General features: G+C 41.2%; 8 protein-coding genes and 2 other RNA genes. 7 read left to right on the top strand and 3 right to left on the bottom strand.

The features are described from left to right. The first annotated feature begins 148 nt into the window (after positions 1-148). The 3 genes from ssrA (ET464_RS13795) to ET464_RS13785 all read left to right on the top strand — a co-directional run bounded on the left by ssrA (ET464_RS13795) (position 149) and on the right by ET464_RS13785 (position 1,448). Positions 149-513, top strand: a transfer-messenger RNA (tmRNA) gene (gene ssrA / locus ET464_RS13795). 122 nt (positions 514-635) lie between these two features. Next, positions 636-1,000: a transfer-messenger RNA gene (gene ssrA / locus ET464_RS13790) on the top strand. A gap of 91 nt (positions 1,001-1,091) precedes the next feature. Next, positions 1,092-1,448 (top strand): helix-turn-helix domain-containing protein, encoded by a 357-nt coding sequence (locus ET464_RS13785; protein ID WP_129441797.1) that lies wholly within the window; start codon positions 1,092-1,094, stop codon positions 1,446-1,448. 308 nt (positions 1,449-1,756) lie between these two features. Here the strand turns inward: ET464_RS13785 and ET464_RS13780 are convergent, their stop codons facing one another. After that, a complete protein-coding gene (locus ET464_RS13780; RefSeq protein WP_165280008.1) occupies positions 1,757-2,500 on the bottom strand; it encodes a peptide arginase family protein in 744 nt (247 codons plus the stop codon). Between the two features lie 828 nt (positions 2,501-3,328). On the opposite strand from ET464_RS13780, the gene ET464_RS13775 reads away from it, so the two are divergent. From ET464_RS13775 to ET464_RS13760, 4 genes are all read left to right on the top strand, one after another. Further along, complete coding sequence (locus tag ET464_RS13775; RefSeq protein ID WP_129441793.1) at positions 3,329-4,618, top strand: IS701 family transposase; 1,290 nt, start codon at positions 3,329-3,331, stop codon at positions 4,616-4,618. A 247-nt stretch (positions 4,619-4,865) separates the two neighbouring features. Next, on the top strand, positions 4,866-6,512 hold the full coding sequence (locus ET464_RS13770; RefSeq protein WP_129441791.1) for a hypothetical protein: 1,647 nt from the start codon (positions 4,866-4,868) through the stop codon (positions 6,510-6,512). Continuing rightward, entirely contained in the window at positions 6,509-10,720 is a 4,212-nt protein-coding gene (locus ET464_RS13765; protein ID WP_129441789.1) for an NACHT domain-containing protein, read from the top strand. Before ET464_RS13770 ends, ET464_RS13765 begins: the two co-directional genes overlap by 4 nt. A gap of 71 nt (positions 10,721-10,791) precedes the next feature. Continuing rightward, positions 10,792-16,866, top strand: coding sequence for an AAA family ATPase (locus ET464_RS13760; RefSeq protein ID WP_244226772.1), 6,075 nt, complete (start codon positions 10,792-10,794; stop codon positions 16,864-16,866). 697 nt (positions 16,867-17,563) lie between these two features. Here the strand turns inward: ET464_RS13760 and ET464_RS13755 are convergent. Then, the gene (locus ET464_RS13755; RefSeq protein WP_165280007.1) at positions 17,564-19,399 is read right to left on the bottom strand and encodes a UvrD-helicase domain-containing protein; all 1,836 of its coding nucleotides are present in this window, start codon (positions 19,397-19,399) and stop codon (positions 17,564-17,566) included. A 32-nt stretch (positions 19,400-19,431) separates the two neighbouring features. Beyond that, positions 19,432-21,312 carry an ATP-dependent nuclease gene (locus ET464_RS13750; RefSeq protein ID WP_129444402.1) on the bottom strand — a complete coding sequence of 627 codons (1,881 nt, stop codon included), beginning with the start codon at positions 21,310-21,312 and terminating at the stop codon, positions 19,432-19,434. Positions 21,313-21,974 lie beyond the last annotated feature (662 nt).

Genomic DNA, 21,974 nt, shown 5'->3' with positions numbered 1-21,974 from the left:
TTTTACGATTCATGCTCATTTGCCGCTGCAGTGATGCAGGGCAATATCCAAGTGATCTTTTACGCTAAACGGATGTGCGGCAGCGATAAGCTTTTGCTTAACAGCAAATAGCCGGATGCTTGCCTGCAGGAGCCGTTTATGCCAATTCGGGGGCGTTTTTGGATTCGACGGGGATAGTTCGAGCATGGGTTGCGGGTAGTGGGGACGCGTCCGCTTCATCAACGCTAAAGCCAATTAACTGGCAAACAACAACAATCTTACGCTTTCGCAGCTTAATAACCTGTGAGCGTGCTTCTACCTAGCATCGCCCATGTGACTGGGATAGGGGCTAACAAGTAGTGGGATACGCCGATCGGTCTCCGCCTGGGGTCGACGGAAGAAGATAATCAGGCTGACCCAACGCGTAGTCGGTTACGGGACGACGCTCGGGTGACATCAATACCGTGACTACACCCGTAGAAGCCTGTGTGGCGTTATCTTCGGACAGGGGTTCGACTCCCCTCGCCTCCACCAATACTATCAGAAAAGCGACCTCACGAGGTTGAGAGTTAAACCAAAGCTTTGCCGCCGCGGCAAGCATATGCTTTAATAAACTCGCGGCAAACATTTGCTTTAATATTTAATTTCTTTAGCTCGGGGCCGTTTATGGATTCGACGGGGATAGTTCGAGCATGAGTAGCGAGTAGTGGGGACGCGTCCACTTCATCAACGCTAAAGCCTATTAAACGGCAAACAACAACAACCTTACGCTTTAGCAGCTTAATAACCTGTTAGCGTGCTCCTCCTCAGCATCGCCCATGTGACTGGGATAGGGGCTCAACTATAGTGGGATACGCCGTTCGGTCTCCGCCTGGGGTCGACGGAAGAAGATAATCAGGCTGACCCAACGCTGAGCCGGTTACGGGGCGCTGCTCGGGTAACATTAAAACTGTGGCTACACTCGTAGAAGCTTATGTGGCGTTATCTTCGGACAGGGGTTCAAATCCCCTCGGCTCCATACTTAAAAGTCTAATGCATATTTTTGTCCGAAATCGGACGGAAGTATGCTTTTGTTTTATACATTAAATCTCCAGTTAGGGTGGAGCAAATAAATGAATGATTTTACTTCAGTTGGAGAAAGAATAAAATTAATAAGAAGGCAAAATAAGCTGACCCAAATTGAATTTGCTCAAAGCCTAGAAATATCACAAGGTACGCTTAGTGAGATAGAATCTGGAAAGGCTAAGCCTTCTTTCGATGTCTTAGCTATTTTAGCAGTGAAGTATATGGTTAATATGAACTGGTTGATAATAAACCAAAAAGCAGAACTACATATTGGATTACAAAACGATGAGCTCAAATTGTTGGAAAACTACAGAAATCTCGAAGATATCGCAAAAGAAGAGTTACTGGATTATTCAAATTTAAAATTACTTCGTTATCAAAGAAGAGATGATTCTTTAAAGTGAATTTGGAATTTTTAGAGCCTCTTTCCTTATGGTCTTGGCTGAATTAGCAGACGTGCCAGCAATGAAATGGAGGTGCGAAGTCCTCTCTCGACTACATCCATACTTAACAGCGAAATCCTTCGATTAATTCAAAGGTATTTTATTTCACTGAATTTGATTGCCTAAAAAGAAACTTGATAGAAGGTACTTGCATTTTTTTGTCAATTTCTTTTGATTAATCGGGTAATACATCCTACATAGCACAAGTCACAATAAAGACAGAAAGAATCATATAAAATTGTTCTGACCAGTCCATCGAAATACCTACATTAAATTTCCTCTATATACTCTTTGAATATCGAAAGCATATAATCTGCTTCTTTCGGCGTGTATCCGGGGGATTTACAGAATACAGCAAGGTCATATGGCAAAGCACTCGTAAATTCATCCTCTTTAATTAAAGAGTAGGGGATTTCAGGATCGACTAATAGCGGTTTAATTTCTAAAAGTCGATGCATTTGCATTACAATATCGATATCTTTGTTATACGCTTTAAATTGAAATGAACCGCTGCTGTCGGAAAAGTCCTTTAGATGAAGATATAAAAAATCGTTGTCCCACTCAGGATGAAGTACGAACTCAACTTTAGTTACCCACCCTAGTGCCAATGTAAATGCTAAATAATTAGCATAGTTCACTTTTTTTATATTAAGTTTACGTAAGCGTGTGTTCATAGGATGATGCAGTAATTCTTTCATTATGTACACATAGTTAGCATCCCCCAGTCCAGTGTCTGAATGTGCATCAATATGAGTAAGAACGAACGGTGTTTGTAAATCACCTCGATGAATAAGTTCTTTCCAAAAATGGAATGCTTCATCATGATGTTCTATAACCCTTCCCTTAATTGGATTATCCTTATTTAGTCGACACCGCTCCTCTAGAAATACTCGGAATCTCTCTTCATCCCAAGGTACATACTGTTCACTGTCTAGCCGCTCACTATTATCAACCCAGTGGGCGATGTCGCTTAAGAAAAAGTCCATATCAATATCAAGAATCCTTGTTACCAAGCTTCGTACCTCCCTCATTAAGGTTTTGTTTTATTTCTATGATATCTGTTTGTTATCAACAATTACTTCTAATGCAAACTTACAAAATGCTCCTGAAATAACAAAAGGAAAAGATAGGTAAAGACTAATGTAATTGAACGCATCTCTTGTCTGAAATCCGAGCTCCGGAAGCTTTCTAAAGTCAATATAAGGAGCAATGAAGTTGAAATCTGAATTCATGTACGCGAATAAAGCTGCTACACCCGTTGCCGTTAAAGAGAGAGCATTTAATAACTCCAAAGATTTCTTAGCACGATTTAAGAACTCGTTGTTTTTTCGTTTAAGAAAGACAATTAACAGTGAGAATACTGGAATAACACTGAGCAAGACTAGTGAGGCAATTGAGTTATTTATCGGTACATTCAGTGTATAAAGGAATGAAATTGCAAATAATATCCAGCAGGCTGCAGCTGTCGGGTAGAGGCTGAAATAACAGAGAAAAATAGTGAACACATTGCGACTACTAATTCGCCATCCAACGAGCGGGAATAACATGATACAGCAAAGAATACCGGCAAGAATCGATAATCGAAAAGCCGTGAGGGTCATTGTTAACCAAAAGGCACTAGTAGATATAAACAAATAACTTGCGATGAATTGGTGCTTGGTTATTAATGATCTTCGTTTGAATTTTTCTTTCCTACTTGTGGTAATATGCAAAGTTCGTCACCATCAATTTACTGTTTTACTTGAGTGTTGCGAAAATATTGCTGTCGACAAAGGCCGTATAAAGACGTGATTTCAGAAGCTTCGTCGGACGGATAGAAACAAGGAGGACATCGCCTTTGGATGGAGAAATTGTCGGTTACCACACCACAATTTCCAAGAAAAAGGAGATGTCCCACTCTCATGGTATCCCTCTACTTGCCTATCGTCAAGTTCATTTTAGCACTGAAACTGGAATTTTCTAAACCACAGCTTGGCCATTTGTTTACCCTCGTCCACGGTATCATTCTTTGTGCCGGACGTAAGAATATCACGCAAATCCGGCATGCCGCCCGTGGGGAGCGTCACCTTAGTAATGTGACGAACTTTTTGAATCACTCTCCTTGGTGCGTCAATCGCATGCAACGTAGAAGAACGCAATTCGTCATGGAGAAAATCCGGGCAAAACGCATGAAGAACGGGGATAAACGGTGCCTTGTGTTCTTCATTGTCGACGACACTTGCTGTAAGAAAGAACCTTCAACCAAGAAAATGGAAGCCCTCAGTTTTCAATATTCACACGAAGCTGGGAAATCGGTCTGGTGCCACTGCGTGGTCACGGCCCACGTCGTAAGCGAAGGCTGCTCCTACGCTTGGGATTTCCGTCCCTACTATCGTGAAGAATATTGCACGAGTCACGGCTTTTCATTCAAAAGCAAAAACGATCTCGCTATCGAAATGATCGAAGCGTTTCCGGCTACGCAGGATGAGCAGGTTTACGTGCTCATGGATAACTGGTACACCAGCGAGAAAATCATCAACGCCTGTAACCGCAAGGGATTCCATGTCATCGCTGCTGTAAAGACGAACCGGCTGATCTGCGTGAGCGGCGTCACGATCTCCATAGCTGATTTCGCTGCCCAGTACATCCGCAAGTCTGACCTCCGCTCCGTTACGGTGGAAAGTCAGGGAAGGTACTGGATTTATGAATATGAAGGTCCCGTAAGCGAGATGGAAAACGTCAAAGCGTTGCTGTCTTGGAAAGACGAATATACCGCTTCGAGCAAACCTCAGGTTTGTCTCCTGTGCACGGATATCCGCTTGGATCTCGTCACCATCCAACGCTACTATCACGTGAGGTGGAACATCGAAACGGGTTATCGCTATTTCAAGGAACTGCTGGGCTTTGACCAATATCAGTTGCTTTCTTTTGAAGGCATTCAGCGGTTTTGGGCGATTCAGTTTCTGACGCAGAACTTTCTGGAGTCTCAGCGCCACGACTGGATGAAGAACGACAAGTATCTCACGCTCGGAGATGTGGTGTATCGCATTCGGCAAGCCTATTTCGGGCAGATCATCGTCTATGTTTATCAGCAAGCCTTAGAGAAGAGGCCGTTATTCGACATCCTTAAGCATCTCAAGATCCCCGCCTAAACTGCTGTACTCTGCTTCTCGCTACAGGTCTGCCCATTTGAGGCATTTTTCTCGGAAATCGCAATACTCAAGTGTTTTATTATTAATACGCTAATACTTAAAGCTAGTTTCTTCATGTGAGTCTCAAATGGTGATACACGGTTCTTTAAAGTCACAGCGGAGAACCAGCAGGATTTTCGAGGATATTCAGAGAAATTGTAAGATGATGTAATCATATATACATAACTTCCACTGTGGAGGGGCAACGATGAGCCTAGAACAAAAAGATCCTATATTTCAGATAGAACAAATTAATCATCTTATTAATGTACTGGGAACAGAACAATGGGTCACGGTTTATAAAAACAGTTATAACGACTCGAATAAAATCACTTATTGGAGTGCGTTAATACCAAAAAATAAGGTGAACGATGTTCTTAACAACGACTCTTGGGACTTATTAATTGGTCGTGGGATGCCAGGATGTTCTGAACAGTACAATGGCAATTCAACGATAGTGAAATATCTACGGTTTGGCAATGAAAGTGGGATAGAACCATTGGTATATGTAAGAGATTTTCATGGTAGAAAGCCCTCTTATGTTGAAGTTTCGGAGGAGTTTCGATTATTCCACAATTTTTATTATGATTCTAAAACGAGTAATTACCTGCACTTTGATGATAATGGTGACGAAGATACTGCTATCATTGCAAGTGATAACGAAGTGCGTATTAAGCTTAAATATATAAAACAGTTTTTGGCGATAAAGGACTTGCGATTAGCGCTTTATGTCGAAGCTGATGTCTATTCTAAAAAAACATTAGCTGAACTGTCAATTGGTAAAAAAATTAGTCAAGAGTACAAGTCAGGAGATATTCGATATCATTTCCACATCAATGAATGTTTTTGGATGTCAGATAAGTCTTTGAAAACGTTCTCTAGAATAATCGGGAAAAAGCTGATAGCAGGAATGTCCAAAGAATCGAGCGGAATTTGGCCTTATGAGGCCAAAAGGCAATATCAGAACTTTATTATAGAAATAGATGAAAACGGGACAGATGTTAGCTATAATTGCAATCCTGATTATTTAGCCAATTATTTCGGCGGAAACCCAGATGCGCCACATTATTTAACACCCGTATTTTTCAGGAGAGAAGTCCTGAATAAATATTATTCTCAACCTGAGAACTACACAGTTAAGGATGGCTCTATAGAATGTAACGGTTTTTGGTCTCTCAGAATAGACAATAATCACCCCTCTTTTGTTATCGTTTATTTGGGAGATTTGGGGCGGGATTTGCCTGATAAGGAGCAAACATACTGGAAAAGTTTCAATATCCCTCCCGACGGTCAAATGAGTTCTGTAAAGTTCAAGAGGGACTTCTTGGCGGAATGGACTAGCCCAGAAAGCTCGGATTTGATATTTAAGCTGACCTTTGAAACTTTTCAAAAACTGTGGCTGGAGCATTATCGTTGGAATTTCTTTAAGCCACTGGAAAGCAAAGATGAGCATCATTACAAAAGCTTACGTATTCCACTCACAAACGACCAGTCTGAATTTGATCAGCAGGTTCTATCACTTGTAAAAATTATTATTGACTCTTTGAATGAAAAAGAGATTGAGAGACTCATTGTTGTTGATGATCCTAAAATCAAAGGCTTGTCTAAACTAGAATTGTTGATGAAGCAACGGAACATAGCTGGGTTTGAAGTCCATATCAAATTTTTAAGAAATTTATATGAATTACGTTCATCTGGAGTAGGTCATCGAAAAGGAAAGAACTACGAGAAGATTTGTAAAGTATTTGCTATAGGTGAAAAAGACTTACGTGGAGTATTCAATGAAATTCTTAATTCAGCCGTGCAATTGATTTTGTTTTTGCAAACATGCGTAAGCAGGGGAGAAATTGAATGAGGGAAATTAACTTTAAACAAATTCGGACTTTTCAAAACGGCGCTAGGGATTCTTTCGAGGAGTTATGTTGTCAAATATTTCGTCGTACTTTTGCTAGTGAGTTACCACAAGGTAGCAGATTTTTTCGTTTTCGTGGTTCTGGTGGAGACGGAGGAGTCGAAGCAATCTGGCAACTACCAGATGGGGAGAAATGGGGGATTCAAGCCAAGTACTTCGACGGACTAGAACAAACCCAATTTATCCAAATGGAAGACTCCATAAGTGCTGCATTTATGAACCATCCAACGTTATCTCGATTTATTTTTTGCATTCCATTTGATCCTACCGGACCGCGAGCCAATGGACGCCGGGGGAGAAGCCAGGTTCAGAAGCTTGAAGAATGGGTGCAGCAAAGGCTAGCAATTTTAGCCGAGCAAGGTGCTCATCCTAGAATAGAATTCTGGACCGAAAGCGTCTTAAGAGATCGACTTATTGAAGTGGATAATGGTGGAGGGATGCGGCGCTACTGGTTTGATCGTGAAATACTAACTCCTCAGTGGTTTCAGCAGAGACTACAAGAAGCAGAAGCACAGGCTGGACATCGATACTCTCCTGCTCTCTCAATAGATGTACCTGCATTTGATATTCTAGAGGCATTTTCCTGTTCAGATAAGTGGCTTCATCAGGCAAAAGAAATACAAAAATATGTAGTAATAGAAATCAAGCACTGGGAAAGAGACGTAAGTCGGGAGCAAAATCTCTCCGGTCATCTGGTTGAATTTGTCCGCATAATTACTGACGAGTTAAGTCAGTTAAGAGGGGAGCTAAACAATTTAACATGTATTGATTCACAGTTTAATTATACTTTATGTGCAACCCTGACAAATCGTTTGCTTGGAAGTATAGAGGAGATCGAAGAGCAATTTTTACAAGAGTTCCTCTTAGAGCATGGCGAAAATGCGGATACACCTAGTTTTCGTCAATTTCAAGCAGAGTACATGTGCGAATTTCCTGCTGCGAAGATTGACTCGGCGCGTGATCTAATCAAATGTTTGTATAAACTTCAAGAGTGGTTGCAAGGACCAGAAACGAGTCTTCCAAGAAGTTCTACGATGCTTCTTAGAGGACCTGCTGGCGTTGGCAAGACTCACGCCATTATCGATCATGCAAAATATAAAAATCTTCAAGGTCAAGTTAGTGTGGTTTTGTTTGGTGAGGATTTTACAGGGGCTGAGCCTTGGGAAGTCATTGCAAGCAAGCTAGGATTTTCGGGTAATATCAGCCGTGATGAATTATGGGGTATGCTGAATACTGTGGCAGAGGCATCAGGTAAATATGCAATTATTTATGTTGATGCTCTAAATGAGTCCCAAGAGAGAGAGCGCTGGAAACATGCGTGGTTGCCGGGTTTGCGACAACAGCTAGCTCATTTTCCTTGGTTAAAGCTTTGTATATCTTGCCGCGACACCTATTTAAATGATGTTATCGACGAAAGAGGTATGTGGCCGGAATATATCCATAATGGATTTATAGGGAGAGAATTTGATGCTATTCAAAAATTCTTTGAATTTTACGGCATACAATCACCGACGACACCTCTATTGCAAAAGGAGTTTGTAAATCCGTTATTTTTGCATTTGGTATGTAAAGGGTTAAAAGGTGCTGGTATGAACGAAATCCCTCTAGGGTACATCGGCTTTTCGGACGTAGTAGGTCTGATACTAGAAGGCATAAACCATAGGGCGTCAAAGGTTTATGGGTTTGATGAACGTGATAACTTGATACATACGACTATTAATGCTTTGGCAAACAAAATGGCAGAATTAGGAGCTCGATTGATTCCAAGAGAAGTTGCCAAAAGTGTTATAGAACAAATATTCTTTACAAATGACCATTCACGTTCTTTACTGCTGCTCCTTGAAAAAGAAGGGGTTATATCATTTGTAGAACACAGATCGCGTCTTCTTGGCCCCAAAGAGTGGTTTTGTAGGTTTACCTTTGAACGAGTTGCGGATTTTATGATTGCAGCCTCGATCATTGAAGGTATAACGCACGAGGTCTCTCAAATTTCGGAAAGGCTACATTTTGCTTTGAAGTCTGACAAAGATGCAGAGGCAAATCGTGGTTTGCTGGAAGCCATGTCTATTATTTTGCCTGAAACATTCGGAATCGAATTAGTTGACCTGTCAAATCAAATTTCGCGATACGAGACGATGTTGCCTATACTGTATGATGGGTTTCAATGGCGGGCTATTGAGAGTTTTACGGAGCATACCGAGGAACTGGTGCAAGAAGGATTGTCGTATCATAATTCGAGTATTGCAGCTATGCAAGCAATCATGAATGCAGCTGTGGTTCCTAATCATCCTTTTAATGCAAATTTTCTAGACCGTTTGCTTAGAAAAACACGTATGACGACCAGAGATACGTTTTGGTGCTATATTTTGCATGAAGATTACCAGACGCGTGGCGCAGGTTGGCGTCTATTGAATTGGGCTTTGAAAGCTGAACTTTCGTTTTTTGGCAAAGAAACGGCCACTAACTGGGCTTTCACTCTAGCATGGTTTTGTGCTTCTTCTGATCGGCGTGTGAGAGACCGAGCCACAAAAGGATTAACGAGAATATTTGTTTCATCCCCTGAGATTATGAGGTATGTGGTAATCTATTTTTTAAATGTAGATGATGACTACGTTGTAGAGAGAGTCTGTTTAGCAGCCTATAGTGCTGTGATGTTACTTGAAAACGATGATGTATTAGGAGAACTCAGCAAGTCAATTTACAATAAAGTATTTAAGGATGGTAAGGTTCCTGTAAATGCACTTATTCGCGACTGGTTGAGATTAATCTTGGAATATGCGTATCATCGCGGAGTTCTGAGTGAAGTACAACCGAATCAATTTCGTCCACCATATAACAGTTTGTGGCCCATTCACTGGCCGACTGAGGAAGATATTGTGGAATTAACGCAGCAAACTGCTTTTCAACGCGACATGGCTCTTGGTCAAGGTATAGGAACCGACTTTGCGCGATATAAATTAAAGCCTCGATTACTCAATGAATACGATTTAAAGGCAGCCGGGATCACGGAGGAACAGGTACATCGTTGGTTTATTTTAAGTGTATCTAATCTAGGATATCCAGGTCTAGATGAGAGATGTTATAAGTATGATCGGTATATGATAAGCAAATTTGGAGGAGGTCGGGGAAAGCCGATTTGGGCAGAACGGCTTGGAAAGAAATATTATTGGATATTGCTTCATCGCTTGGGCGCTATTTTTGCTGATCATATTCCAAAGAAGGTTGATCGATGGAATTCCGGTAGGAATACTAAGGCAGCAGCGATACAGGGAATAAATTTTCGTGATATCGATCCAACTGATCTTAGGGCTTACAGTACTCAGGAGAAAAGTAGTGATAAACGTTGGTGGAAGCCGGTAGAATATGATTTTGATCAAGTAAGTCAAGTCTCCCATGAGGAGTGGATTCATCAGGATGATTTCCCGGACATAACGAATTCACTTCGAGTAACTGATGGAAATGGAAAAGAATGGATTCATTTGTCGCTCTATTATCCTATTAAGGGAATTGTTAAGGATACAACGGAGGACGGATACCCATATCGTTATTTTACAACAATGATAACATCCGTTTTTGTGCCCAATCGAAATATGACTAAAATGAAACAAGCAATACTGCTAGAAGAATGGTATCCTGATCATTCAGAATATACGCCAGATAATTATCGTATTTTACTTGGGGAATATCCCGATTCACTTACTTTGAATCAGACAGTAGAAACGGGAGACTTGTTTCTGGAAAATAATATACCCGGAACGAAAGCACAAATTACGACAATTGATTTACTTCGAGGCAAGAATTTTGAGTATGACTGTAGCGAAGAAGGAGAGGGAGATAACCTAATAGTTCCTTCACCAAATCTAATTGCTTATGGTGGATTGAAATGGGACGGACATTCGTCTTGGATCAATGAATCTCGTGAGAAGGAAATTATCTGTATAAACGGTGACACAAATGGCCTTCTAATCAGCCACGACCTAATTTGTAGCTATATGCAACAATATTCTGTAACGTTGGTTTGTATGGGATTTCAAGAAAAGATTGTGGTTACTAACATGACTGATGACGTCCCTGGTTTTCATGAGATTAGATCTGTATGCAAATTTAATGGAAGAAAAGTTGACCTTATTCATAAATTTAAGAGCAAGTGAGAATGAGCAAGGATGAAAAACAACTTATTTCTATAAAACCGTTATGATTGGAGGGGGACGCATTGCCGGAAGTGGGGAAACTGGGGAGTTCACGGCGCAAAGGTGACGATTTTCAGGATTTGGCCGCTTTGCAATTCGCATTGGAATACTACATTGCAAACAAGCCTTTTCAAATGTATTTGGAGTATGAACGTTCGGGAAACTTGGATGATATCGTCATCTTCGATGATGATCAAATGATCGGTAACCAGGTAAAATATGCAGTCCATGCATTTGACGTATATGAAGCCTCTCACTTTCTAGACCCGAAGAGTCCGGTATTTCTCAAGAAATTTGCCGACAGTTGGAAAATGTTAAGTGAGCGATTCCCGGAGCAACCCATCAAGGTTCGACTTTGCTCTAATCGCGCATTGGATGCAAGTTTAGTCAATTGTATAGAGGAAGATGGAACCTTTAGGCAGGTGTTTATAGAAGATCGGATTAGAGGAGACTTGAAGCGGCTGCGCTTGGAGATGAGAGAGGCGTCCGGATTATTGGAAGATGATTTCCGGCAACTGCTCTGTAGCTTTCAATTTCTCCTTCGTCTGCCACAAATCAAGGAGTTGTCCGATTACATTCGAATTGTCCAGTTGGATCGAGAGCTTGGATTATCAGGCGACGCCGTTTTCTATGATTTTCTACAGGCTATCAAAACCTACGCGATCGAGTCGAGAGAGCCGATCACTCTTAAGGTCATCGAGGAGATTATTCTCCGTACACAGAATACGTTATTGCTTCCGCAAGTATTTCCCGTACAACAGGATCACTATATGGAACCGGAAACTTTGGGAAGGCGCCTCGACAATGCTTTATCGAAGGTTGCCGATGGTTATGTCATTGTTACCGGTCCACCTGGAAGCGGCAAGTCTACTTCCCTGACTGAATACATCAGAAATCTGAGTGACGAAAAATTTGAAGTGATCTCTTACTATTGCTTTGTGGGCGTTCATGACAATGCACAGCGTAGTAGAGTGAAAGCCGAGAGTTTGCGTTCAAATTTATTGCATGAATTGCAGCGTCGCTACCGCGGGATTCTGCGTCGGCGGTACGATTATAGTGAAGGCAACTTTAATGAGTGTGTACAAGCTATAGCGAAGCATGTATCTAGCCGTGGCCGAAGATTTTTGTTGTTTTTAGACGGACTGGATCATGCGGAACGACTGGAATCGGAAATCAGGGATACGGTAATCTCGGCATTGCCAGCCGAGGTGCCTGCCGGTATGATCATTTTGATTGGGAGTCAGGAACTTCACAAATGGCCTTATTTCTTGAGACTTATTCGAAACCATGCGGATCGCCATGTAGCAATGCCATTGTTTACGCCGCGGGAAACAGAAAGCTATTTAGTTGAAAGAAGAGGCATAAATTGGCTTACTCACCCCCAGATTGTAGAAATTCAATCGCAGAGTCAAGGTCTGCCTCTTTATTTGTCTTATGTCGCAGAAAGGATTCTCGCCGGAGAATCGACGTCGGACATTGTTGCCTCGTTATATCCGGCAGTCGAGGGTAACATTGTTCGGTATTATCATTTTATTTGGGAAGAATTCGAACGGGTTGGCATGGGTAACGCTAGACACCTTTGTGCTGTTATGGCATGTTTGCGCTTCTACATTCATCGTGAAGAATTGATGGCCATATCCGGTCTGCAGAGAGCGGATTTTGAAGATGCCTTCAAAACGATGAGTCATTTGCTGCGCAATTCGGACGACAGACTTTCCGTGTTTCATAACAGTTTCAAAGAATTTATTATCGAGCAATTACCGGAAGACTGGACAACCGAAGTTAGAAAATCCATCTTTTCATACCTTAAGGAAAAGATAAATACACCACGATGGTTTGGACATGTCTTTGCGTACGCCCAGGAGGTCGGTCAGTGGCATTATATTATAGAGGAAGTGAATGCCGATTTCATAGAACGATCACTGCAGCATTGTCGTCCTTCAAGAGAAATTGATGAGACGTTAAACACTGCAATCGAATCAGCTTACCAGCTTCAAGATATAGTCGCGTTAAGCCGGTTGGGAGCTTTAAAGTTTAGAACAAGCGAACGGCTCCAGGAAAATTTAAATCGTACTTTACTCGCAGAAACGTTGCTGGCACAAGGCCGCGAGCAAGATCTCATGTCTTTTGCATACTCATCTGAGGCAGACAGATGGTTGGTAAATCGCGAAACCGCTCTAAAGGTCATGTATTATATGGCTGAGACAAATCGAATTGAACGGGGAAAACAGTTATTTGAAGTGTTTACTTCCGAATTTGACGGCAGTTTTTCTGACGGTAGACAAAAGAAGCATCAGGTGATCGAGATTGCCAAATGTCTAGCGCTATATACATCAAATCATGGGCGGGCCGTATCTTGGCTGTCACAGTTTGATTTCACTCCGGATGTTCTCGAACGAAAGGATTTGTTTTCACCAGGTTATGCTCCTCACCTGGAGGCGTACATCGACTCTCTGGTGAAGTTTGATCAACGAAATCGGCTGTTCTCTATCCTGCGTGTCAAAATGCTCTTCCCCAATGCATTGGTTTGTTATTATGTAATGAGGGTAGCTGCGTTTTATAACCGGTTGGACTTTCTGAAAATTGCGTTAGCACAATACTTGGAGCATAATTCTGAAAACAGCAATGTTGAACTTGCTAGCTTTGCCGCGATAGCAGGTTACCCTCCAGCAGAAGTCACTAAGTTGGCAGGAACGATTGATGCACCGGAGTTATCTCAAATTGATCGTATTTCCAGTGGAGACCCTGTCCTGTATAAATATTTTTACTCCGCTGTAGTTGTGGCTTACGAGGGTAATTATAAGCAAATTGCAAAAGGATATTTAATAAATAAAGAGCAAAATGATACTTTCTGGGGAGCGATTGTCAGTCATGTTCACCAAGCCGGTTACGCTGTGGGACTGCTGCTAAGAGATAAGGAGAGCGAGTGGTTCCAAGTCGCAAAAGAATGTCTTGTTTCGCTGATTGGTGCAAAGCGCGGTGTTACTGAACGGACAATCGAAGCGATTGACCTGATAAGGGAAATTCTTCCCCTCACAATTGGTATTTTGACGGAGAAAGTCACTGGGAACATGCCGCGGCGGATGGTCGAGTGGACAGAACTATTGCAAGAACTGCGCAACTCCTATACCTGGACGACGCATTATGGAATCAACGAGTCTATTCGCAATTATTCATTTGAATTGTTAGTATGGGAAAGGTTATCTCAAATCAAAGGGTTTGCTCATGCACTTATACCTATTGTCAGGGCGTGCGCACTGACGTATGAACAAACGCCCCTTTTGAAAGGGGAGAGCCGGGCCGAACATTTCCTCCGCTTATCAGCAATCATGGGCAGGGTTGGGCTCAAAGATGAATCCTCGCAGTGGATGCAGTACGGGATTCGCTCCTCGTTGATCTACGGATACCATAAAGACGTTACGCTATATCATCTTATCGATATGGTATCGTTGGTCGGACTTACGAATCGTGATAAGGCCATGCAATTTATGGCGGTGCTGTTGCCCTTGGTTGACTTGATGCCTTATCTCACAACAGGAAAAGAGACCAGTGGTCTACATACTAAAGCATTTGAAGCGGTTCTTCTTCTTGATCGTTCAGCGGCGTTCAACCTGCTACTGCACTATGCAAGGTCGGTAGGCAAGTGGAAAGTACAAGAATGCCTTGAGGCCTATATTACGTCATCCCTTGATGAGGACCCTTACCTCTTGTGGGGGCTTACGGAAACTGTAGCCAATCATTCCAGTGATTATACTGGTCAAATGTTAAAAACGCGTAGTCATATACTCGAAATGACTGAAGTAATCAATGATAAGACGAAACATGCAGCTTTTACGGAGCGGTATCGCCGATTTGTTATGACCGAAATCTCTCCTCGATTTTGGCCTGTTGATTTAAAGGAAGCATCAGGGTATGACATCAACATGGACGAGGAGCCTGACAGCATTTACCGGGGTTCCGAACAATATCTACTTGACGGACAAAAATACACTGTTCAAGAACTGCTGGAGTTATGTACCGGCTCCTTTGATGTGTTTTGCTCGGTGGTAGAGAGATTGAATCAGGAAAACAGTTATTTTTACGCCCCCAAATTAATGAATCAATTTCTTAGACAGTATATAGCTAGAGCCTCAACTTCCACAGAGTTAGTGCGCACCTTGGAGTTTATAAAGTCACAGAGAAATTCACCGGAACCCACAATTATGAAAGAGTTGGGTCAGTGTTTCGTGGCATTGGGGGATTATAACAATGCCATATCAAGTTTTGTATTGGCATATCACGAATTCCTGAGGATCTCTCATTGGCCAGCAACAAACAGGTATTTGGCTGATATCGCGGCAATCGATCAACAGAGGGCAGCACATGTGCTATTGGAAGCCTGTTACCGATCGACAATTGGATCGCAAGGTGGTTTCACAACTCCGGCCATTGCAGCAGCGGGTTTGTTTGACTTACTGAAGGAGAACGAGCTAGAGAATGTCGTTAAGGAGTTCCTGACTCATTGCGCGAGTATGTTTGCCCAATTGCCCAAAAGATATGATTACTCTTGGTTGTATCAATCCAATACGTGTACGGATTCAGAGGACCAATCGACTTGTTTTGAGGCAAAGGCGATTGAGTTTGTTTTTCAGGAACTCGATAATTCCGAGGTTGATCTTGGTGAAAAACTTGTACGGTCGCTTGTCATTTTGGCTATCCAGCGGCCAGAAATTACTCTTCTTCCTCTGCTTGGACGATTGCCGGAGGCATCTGGAAGGTTACTACGTAGACTGTTAACGATCATCTACTGCGTTGTTGAAGAAGAGTCGGGTATCATGGAACCTCATGTCGAATTGCTCGCCGACCTGCTCGAACGTGATCATTTTCTTTGCCGAATTATCGCTATGCGTATGCTTGAGGGATTGAACAAGAAGCACCCATTAGATGATAAGGTGACTGAAAAACTTATTCGAATAGAGCAGATGTATACTTCCGGTACAAAATACTCCTCTCTTGTAGAGGCAGAGCTCAACGCTGATTATTTTGAGTTTTTCGATCAATGTGTTCCGGATTTTTTTATGCGACAGGTTGCTGTTGCAGAACAGATACTTGAGGTCGAACCTGGTTTTCTGATGGCTGCAGTTCAGTACAAGCTAATGGAACAAGAGTGGTCAATAGAGCCGGAAAAGGAACAACTGGAGCAAGACTATGGTGGCCATGTTCATCCTCAAGGCTGGCCCATTGTCATGTTTACGACTACATTCTTTGAACGGTTTATGGATCTGTTGTGGGAGTGCGTCGATGAGGTGACTCGAATGCTCTGGCTTAGCAGCAATCAAGTAGACGCGTTGTGGCATTTATTTCAACTTGCCGATCCCTCAACTGCAAAGATCGGGAAGATGCTAAGGCCGGGCGATATTAAGCCTTTGATTGTGACGGATAAAGAAGAATGGCTCAAAGAGTTGGATATGGTTCCAGCCTTTCAAACGGATGAACCAGTCGGCGACTGGATAACAGTCTGCGAATGGAGGCATTTAGCGCAGGATGAGTTCAACAATGTACCCTATAAACAACATGTGATAGTACAGGCTTATCTTGTGCCGCAATTGGTATACGGAAATGCTTCGGCAATTGAAGAAGTGGATCACTTTACTGAAAAGATCGGATGGCATACGGAAGTATCTGTAACCGAAACTCAAACCGCGGAGATATTACAAACACGGGGACAGAGTAGAAGATTGCTGAATCGGGAGTCTCTCCCACTACTCTCCGTTCAACACAACTCACCTTTTTTTGCCGGTCATAGCATAGTATGCAGTTTGGCTTCGTTTATTGTACAAGACTTCAAGCTTGTTTTCGATGGATTAAATTTGTTGCAAGAGGACAAATTGGTGGCTCAATACGAGGAATGGCAGGAGGGCTATCAAGATGAGTCGTATTCTAGGGAAAAGTTATCGTACGGAACAAGGCTAAAAGTACATCGGGACTTGTTAACCGCGATTTGCCAGAGGTATCGGAAGTTGCTTTGCGTCCATATAGATCAGGAACGAGAGTTTTACTGTTCGATTCACAAGCGAACCCCAGATGAAGCAAGTCGCTCAAGTCAATACATTTTGTATCATATATAGAGGCGATAATCCACATTTGAGCAGCACAAGCATAATCATATAGTTGTACTGAATAAAGGTAATTCATTACATGAACAAGCCTGACAGAAAAGGAAGTGTTAAAATTTCCAATTTTTCAACTAAATGAGACGCTAGTTCAGCAATCCAGGAAGCAGTTTGCCGCCGAGGCAACTGCTCCCTCTACCGTTAAGCTGAAGGGCAGAATTCTTCAAAACGTAATACCGTTTATATGGTAATTTGGGGAATCAGTGGGTAGATAAGTAGATGGATCGTAGTAGGGAGTTACATGAGCAAGTTTAAAGAATTGTACCAAAAGTATAGTGCTGCTATGGCTTATATTGAAGTTCAAAATAATGATTAAACAAAAGATTTGAGAGTGCATTTCATATGGGGGAGGGTATGTTTGTAACTGCCCACCATATGATTTTTAATAAAAAATCTTAAAGATAAAATTAAATAAAATAGTTGATTATGAGAAGAATAGCTTAACAATCATAGGTTAACCTTTGGATCATCTCAATAAAGAAATCGATGTTGCAATCATTAAAACGGATATAATTAATGACCTTTTAAAAATTGGAATTGGAGGTCATTTAGAAGATTGGATAGATGATGAAGAATTTGTCCTTTCTAAGGTGCTCTTTATATTTCTTTCGAGATAACCCTTCTATTGAAGGGTTATCTCTTCAGAGAGTCCTTACGGGATAGCTGAAGGCTTAAGTCCCAAACCAATCATTATATCCTTGGATGCTTTTTTTAGTTTTGGGGTAGCGACAATTAGAAGTTGCTTGGGTCGTGTACAAGCAACGTATGCAAATCGATTATATTCGTTCTCGGGGTTCTCTAACCAGTGTTCAAAATGTCCGCCTTTAGATTGCTTATTTGGAGCCGAAACTAGGAGCGTTGCTTCATAAGTATCTCCTTTGATTCCATGTATCGTCTCCAACTTTATCCCTTGGATATGTTTATTCTTAAAATCACCATCAAAAACCAATTCTTTCGCAGTTCCTGCCGCAGCTTTTATTCTGTTTTTTGCTTCGTCGTATGAATGAACATGGTTTTTAAACTTAGGCCAAAATGCTTGTAATTTCGGTTTGAGATAACGATTAATCCATTCTGACCAAGTAGCAGGCTGAGAGTTATGCAGGAAGAATGCAATATCCTTAAATTCATTTAACATTTCCACCACCAGGCGTCTCCAATCAGCTGATGAATAACCATTAGGGACTCGAAAGTGATTGTATCTACCGTCATAGGCTAAATCTTCGATTGCCTTACCGCATAATTCGATTGCCTGGCGCATATCAGAGCCTGATTTATTTAGAACTGTCCAATTAAATAAGGCTGTTGCAATGTCGTATGCAATTGTTTTTTTTCCTGTAAAACTGGTTCCCTTTATTAATTTTAGAATCGTGTGACCACGAGCAACAATGACTGCGTTCTTGGGCTCAATTCCGTACTTAACTAGTGTTTTGTGAAACGATGATTGAATATCTGAAAGATGAGCATGTTCATATTCCCATAATAAACAACTCTCGTCGCTTCCTGGATGATTTGCTTTCATTGGCGAGCGTCCTTTGAGTTTGGCGGCGAAATCACAGATGGTTTGAGCGCATCTAAAACTTTTAGTTAACTGGAGTCGATTAAGTTTCCAATGGTTAATACACTTTTCAACTAATGTCGGATCAACTTTTCTAAATTCATAAATCGCTTGATCTTTATCGCCAATTAGATGAACCGCAGCTCCTTCTTTAATTAATTCATTTAAGATAGCCAATTGCATTTTGGATAAATCCTGACACTCGTCAATTAGAATATACGGGAATCTTTGGACCAGTAATTTACGTATTTCTTTTCTTGTTCGCAGCAATCTTAAAGTCCAGTATTCTATATCGGCGTACGTAACAAATCCTTTTTTTGCAAAAGCTTCTTTATTGGATTTTAATTTCCAAAGTTCATCTGATGGAAATGTCTTTTCTCCTTGTCCAACCCAAATAGGTTCGTTTTTCGTACCTAAAGAAAAGCCCAAGATATCTACGGTTGTCGTAGATTGTTCCATAGTCAGAACAGTAATGTATTGATTGAGAAAAGGTGCTCTAGAGTCATTTTGGATTAGTCGATGTGAATAGTCGCCGTCGATTCCTTCAAACCCAGTTACGGAGTGACCAAATGGGTTAAAAAGAAAATTGTGAATCCAACTATCGATTGTTCCAACGAAATGTGGTGTAGAAATACCTTTGTCCTTAGAGAACAGACTAGCGCGCTCTTTAATTTCATTTGCTGCGATTTTTGTAAAAGACAATACGGCAATTCCCTTGGAGAGATTAAGCCATTGCGCCGCATGAAAAGCGAGTTTTACACCTACACACTGCGTTTTTCCGCTTCCCGGACATGCGCTTAAGAAAGAGCCCTGATCTAATGGTTGAAGTATAAAAAGCAATTGCTCATTTGTTAGATCGTTTAATACTTTTTGGTCTCCGAGTATTGTCTTAATTTTGCTTAATTTTAGCTCATAGCTATTTTTAGCGTTCATGTTCAAATCCTCCGAAATAAATGACAAAATATTCAAATACTGCATGCCCAAAGAACGGCCCGCTTGATGTAGTCTGGAACTGAAAAAGTTGTTTTTGGATCGGCTAGACGTAATGCAAGTTTTTGTGCAAATATCCCTTTTCCGACTCCGTCAATTCTTTTCAATAATGTTGCTGCATCCTCGGCCTTTTCTCTCGCTGTTTTCATATCCGGATCATTCATAATCGCTGTGATCTCATCTCGAATTGGTCCGTCTGTTGTTAATATTTCAAGAAAAATCCCACACATCAATTTCAAATTGTGGTTGCTTTCCATGGCAAGGTCGTATTCGAAGGTTTTCGTATTATAAAATAATTGGCAATACTTATTTTCTTGTAAATCTACAATAAGGCCCAATGCATGATTTTTACATTCGCAATTATTGCCTTCGTAGGGAGCTTCATCTGCTTTAGGATCACAATCTGTTATGCCGGCGCACCTTACCGGGATTCCAGCTGTAGCTGGATCATTATCCGACGCGCCGCGGAATAATTGAAAAAAGGACTCGAAATAAATACCACCCAAGTTTATTACTGAGACAGCAAATTCTTCAAGCGAGTAACACTTTTTTGTTGATTTTGGGTCTTTCGAGTTAAAATGTTCTGACAATACTCGTTTCGCTAGTTCCGGGACTACCAAAGCTTCAGCAATGCCTTCTACAAAAATTATTCCTCGCGCAAAGAGAAGAGTTGATTTTGTTACGTCCAGCCATCGCTCCAAGAAAAACTTTTGATGTGGTTCTAATCCGCATTTGGATAACGGTATTACTTTTGGGCAAGCGTCGATATCCGGTCGGGTCACCACCACTAAACTATCCAAACTAACTGCGGCCGCTATGGTAGGAGAATGAGTAGTAACAATTATTTGAATATTGGCCTTATTCGCTTGTGTTTGAATATATTGCATGACTCTTGTTTGAAGTTGAGGATGAAGGTGTGCTTCGGGTTCTTCAATTAATAAAATACGTAGAGAATCATCCTCTTCTTCTGACTCTTCAAGCTCTGCCAACACAGTTGCAAGGTAAATTAAATTGTTATAACCCAAACTATTTTCTGATAATTCCCTAAAAAGATCAGTTGGGGTAGTAGTTCCTTGGCTCGGATATCTTGGAAAGAATAATATTCTCAAATTTTCTAGTATTTTTTCAAATCGGCTTTCTGTAAATAGAATTAGCACATCTTGTCCAAGGACATCTCCTAAAGCATCTAACAATCGTTGGCGTATTCTTTCATTTGCTAACTGGATTAGAGGGTCCTTTAGTAATTCATCGTTCTGATCCTTTACTTTCTTTTCAAGTGTAATCTTATTGCCTTCTTGATCATGTTCCCGTGACACCTTCGGTTCGAGCTTTGTTAGAAGACGAGATAGGCGCGAACCGCGAATCGCCCTTAACCTTTCTTCAGCATCTCTAAGAGGAGGCAGGTAGTTGCATTCGATCGTATTATAGGTATCCCACTCAAATATGCTTGCTCTTGAATCGCCTGCCCAAATGTCTCGCTTTAATCTTTTTCGAGCAGAGTTGCTATTTGTCACTTCTAGATGAAGGCTAGCCTTGGTTGGGGTGTGAGCATTCAGCCAAGGCAGATAAGTAATCTGCTCAATTTGGCTTAGTCCGGAGAATTCGCAGTCGACTGAGAACTTATCAGTCGCAACGATATCTTTGCCTTTTGTACTGGGTCTCCAAAAGTCACTCTTAGATAAGGCATTTAAGCGGCCGTATTCATCTTCTTGAAGCAATAATCGGATGGAATCAATAATCGCCGATTTTCCGCTTCCATTTTCTCCGATCAAAACTGTTAAGCCTTTATTGAGTGGGATTTCACAGCGTTCTCCGAAACTGCGGAAACCCTTTATTATTAGGCTGGATATGTACATTTCTGACTCCTTTTGATAACGTAATGACTCTCTATTATTCAACTATTCGACGTTCAGTCAAAATTCCCTATTAAAATGAGGTAGATTCATAGCAACATTTGGGAGCAAATTTGAAAAAACTCGTCGAATTTTGTTGATAAAATTTTTTACAATGTAAATAGATAGTGCTTCCTTTTCACTGCACAGTTGATGAGTGAATAGGAAAAAAATCAGTTTGACAGTAGTATGTGACAGTGATAAAATTCGCTTGTTGAAACATGTAGATAGACTAGTTTGACCGGTCGAGTTGCTCAATATATATGGACAAGACAAATCATTTAAAGGTGCTTTAATGAAAAGATGGCTAAATAAGTTTGAAAATCCAATCATAAAAGTTGTAATAGTTGTGTTATTTGGATTTGGAGTTGGGTTTCTAATAAATCACGATTGGATAAACGCTGTCGAGTCAATAAGTATTGGAACTTTAATGCTATTAATTTACCTGTTAGGTAAGAAAATGGACGTTTCTACAAGGGATGAGGAAGATCAATAACCGCTGATTGCTTTTGAAGGCGGGGTGTTTTTTAGGAGGGGCCAAAAATTGATATTCGAAATTACTGAAATAATGGACGAAAAGATCAGGAATTGGGACACATGTAAAGCAGTAGACGTGACAGGGGGAA

The sequence above is a fragment of the Paenibacillus protaetiae genome (assembly GCF_004135365.1).
In the GTDB taxonomy this organism is placed as follows: domain Bacteria; phylum Bacillota; class Bacilli; order Paenibacillales; family Paenibacillaceae; genus Paenibacillus_AP; species Paenibacillus_AP protaetiae.
The sequence above is the reverse complement of the archived record's forward strand: the minus strand, read 5'-3'. Positions and strand labels throughout refer to the sequence as shown.

Excerpts from the sequence above, each read along its gene's own strand:
- ET464_RS13785 (WP_129441797.1), top strand. The coding sequence starts at position 1,092 with ATGAATGATTTTACTTCAGTTGGAGAAAGAATAAAATTAATAAGAAGG.
- ET464_RS13775 (WP_129441793.1), top strand. The coding sequence starts at position 3,329 with ATGGAGAAATTGTCGGTTACCACACCACAATTTCCAAGAAAAAGGAGA.
- ET464_RS13770 (WP_129441791.1), top strand. The coding sequence starts at position 4,866 with ATGAGCCTAGAACAAAAAGATCCTATATTTCAGATAGAACAAATTAAT.
- ET464_RS13765 (WP_129441789.1), top strand. The coding sequence starts at position 6,509 with ATGAGGGAAATTAACTTTAAACAAATTCGGACTTTTCAAAACGGCGCT.
- ET464_RS13755 (WP_165280007.1), bottom strand. The coding sequence starts at position 19,399 with ATGAACGCTAAAAATAGCTATGAGCTAAAATTAAGCAAAATTAAGACA.
- ET464_RS13750 (WP_129444402.1), bottom strand. The coding sequence starts at position 21,312 with ATGTACATATCCAGCCTAATAATAAAGGGTTTCCGCAGTTTCGGAGAA.